The organism is Tissierellales bacterium (assembly GCA_035301805.1).
In the GTDB taxonomy this organism is placed as follows: domain Bacteria; phylum Bacillota; class Clostridia; order Tissierellales; family DATGTQ01; genus DATGTQ01.
In genome coordinates this window covers 1-2,895 of sequence record DATGTQ010000271.1, presented here as the reverse complement: position 1 = coordinate 2,895, position 2,895 = coordinate 1, and the positions used below count along the sequence as shown (strand labels likewise).

3 protein-coding genes are annotated in these 2,895 nt (G+C 26.9%); all 3 read right to left on the bottom strand.

What is annotated here, in order from left to right:
* Positions 1-322: 322 nt before the first annotated feature.
* Positions 323-1,450: an ABC transporter permease gene (locus VK071_13420; GenBank protein HLR36313.1), complete on the bottom strand. Its 1,128-nt coding sequence runs from the start codon at positions 1,448-1,450 to the stop codon at positions 323-325.
* Entirely contained in the window at positions 1,437-2,492 is a 1,056-nt protein-coding gene (locus VK071_13415) for an ABC transporter permease (GenBank protein HLR36312.1), read from the bottom strand. The genes VK071_13420 and VK071_13415 overlap by 14 nt, the downstream gene beginning before the upstream one ends.
* 1 nt (position 2,493) lies before the next feature.
* The coding region (locus VK071_13410) for a DUF4162 domain-containing protein (GenBank protein HLR36311.1) at positions 2,494-2,895 on the bottom strand (402 nt) is incomplete at its 5' end.

Sequence of the window (2,895 nt, the reverse complement as noted above, 5' to 3'; positions counted from 1 at the left end):
ATGGATTAATCAGAATTAGATATTCCAATCTTATCAATCTTAATTCTTATTATCTAATGCAGAGTGTACCTCTTGAATCATTTTCAAATGCTTTTGTAGACTTAATCAATTAAATCTACAGTAGAATATATGGCAAAAAATTTAATATTAGATACCAATGCACCTACGAATCCAAGAGAAACCTCATTTGAAGACATGAAGAATATATTAGAATCTGTATATCATGGAAGACCTATTGCTTTCTAAAAAATAATTTTCTCCTTAAAAACACCCTATATATAAATATTAGGGTGTTTTTAAATATTCTCAATGATTTTATCTTTTATGCCCTTTGTCGTACCTTACTAAAGTATAAGCCCATTAATAAAAAGGCTATAGCGAATAGTAATTGCATAAAAATCTCATATCTTATATCTGAAAAAGAATTAACTGTCATTTCATTTACCCTTACAAAATAATAAGTTGGGAAAAATTTTGCTATTCTAAGAACATTCTCTCCTAAAAACTGTTGCGGTACCATTACTCCTGATATAAATGAAGTTCCTAAGGATATAACTGTAGACATTCCATTTATAATAAACTTATTATCTGTAATATTATTAGTTAGAAATGTAAGACATAGGATTGAAAATGAAAAAACAACTGTATTAATTAAATATTTTCCAAAGTTAATTTCCCTAATATATTTTCCTTTTAAAATAATACTTCCTAATATAAATATTAGGGTAATTATAGCTGCAACTGTTAACTGTCCTAAATATATTTCCATATTGATCTTTAAGAATTTTTTTGAAGATATTCTACTTCTATGCTCTATATTAGTATCTGTAAAATCCTTCATTACTAGGCCCATTACTGAAATATAAAGAGCCACTAATATATAAGCAGTAAAATTATAATAGAATTTAAACCATTCATCAGCACTATAACTTCTCATTTGACTATTACTTCCTATTAGTTTTACCCTAGCCTTTTCCTTTAACGCTAGGTTTACATCCTCTAAATGAAAATTTCCGTCTTCATAAGTTGCATTAGCAAAAGTAATAAATTTATTAATCTGATTTTGAATTTGCATAGACTGGACTTTTCTATCATCTTTATAAATTTCAATGGACTTTTCCCTATTAATTACTCTCTCATCAAAATCCTCAGGAATTATAATTACAGCATCTGCTATTTCCAAAAAAATCTGTTCCTTTATATAATCTTCATCTAACTTAGTATTAACTATATTATTCTTTTCCGTTAAATAATCCTTTAAGCCCTTTGACAGCTCACTATTACTATTATCAATTATCCCTATATCTACCTTGGTCTCTGTAAAAAGACCTTCTTTTTCCATAGCGTTGGAGCCATTTATCATTGCTATAATTAAAAACACGAGAGTATAAGATAAAATAACCCCTTTATTTTTTAATGCTATCTTAATAAAGTATTTATATACTGTCATAGTTTCTCCTCCTTAAAAATACATAAGATGAGAAAATTAATATTATACAATAAGCTAACAAGATAAGAATTCCTTCACCTACGTTTTCAGTGTTATCTAAAAGATTTACCCTATATAGATTATTGGTTATTACAGAAATTGGATTTATTCTACCTAAAATAGGAGCATTTTTATCAATCATAATTTTGATCCAGGGCCCCATCATACCTGAGAAAAAAGATAAAATTAGCGTAACGGCTATACCTATTAAAGTTTTTTCACCCTGATTTCTCTTGTTAGAGGCACCTATAAATATGCCAAGGGCAACTCCGAATAAATTCCCTAAAACTATAAAAATTGTACTATATTTTATTTCCTTAAATAGATTAAGCTTTAGAACATATTTCATAAATATAAGCAATACGCCATTTGAAAATAGGTTTAATAATAGTGAGTCTATAACTCCTGCCAATAAAAATTCATCTTTTTTTAATGGAGTAATATTAATCCTAGCACCTATATTAGATAAATTAGCTTGGATTAAATTGACTGTCTCAATTCCAGCATAAATTCCATAAGTTGAAACCATAGCAATTAGTGAATAAAAAATAGTAATTACAGAGTTTGCTTCCTGATTTCTATCTAATATATTATCTATTGAAAAATCATAGTTTTCAATTGGTCTATTTAATTTTTCCATTTGTTTTATTTGTTCTACTACTTCCTTTATAACAGTTTGATTTATTCCAGACTTCTTTACGAATATATTCAAATCATTATCTACAAAACCATGAATTTCTTCATTATCTAACTTTTCTGTTATTTCATCTTGGGAAATTTCATGAACATTTATAAAATCTATACTTTCTAATATATATCCAATAGAACTGTCAGCCCCTATTCCTACACTTATATCTTCTAATTCTATATCCATAAGTCCACTAAAGGCTATATAGAAAAAGACTGCCATAATCAACGGGTATATTAAACTCCAAAATGTAAACCCAAAATCTCTAACCAAATTTTTCCCTTGATATATACAATTTCTAAATATCCCTTTCATATTAGTCTCTAAGCTCCTTTCCTGTTAACTCTAGGAATACATCATTTAGTGAAGGTAATTGGCTATGAAGCTTTGTATAAGTTAGATTATTTTCCTTTATAAATTCTAAAAGATTAGATAAATTATTAAGGCCATTTTCAAACTTTATAACATAATTTTCATCATCCTTTTCTATATCTATTACATGAGGTATATCTTTTATTTTATTAACTATTTCATCTTCAATATTTAAAAATCCAACCACCATCTTCTCTGATGTAGTTATCATAGATTTTAATTCTTCCTTTGTTCCTGATACTAAACTTTTTCCTTTATCCATAATAATAATTCTTTTACAAAGCATTTCTGCTTCTTCTAAATAATGAGTTGTATATATAATTGTGCTACCCTTTTTATTTAACTC

Bases quoted from the DNA above. Each gene is read 5' to 3' on its own strand.
- VK071_13420 (HLR36313.1), bottom strand. From the start codon at position 1,450: ATGACAGTATATAAATACTTTATTAAGATAGCATTAAAAAATAAAGGG.
- VK071_13415 (HLR36312.1), bottom strand. From the start codon at position 2,492: ATGAAAGGGATATTTAGAAATTGTATATATCAAGGGAAAAATTTGGTT.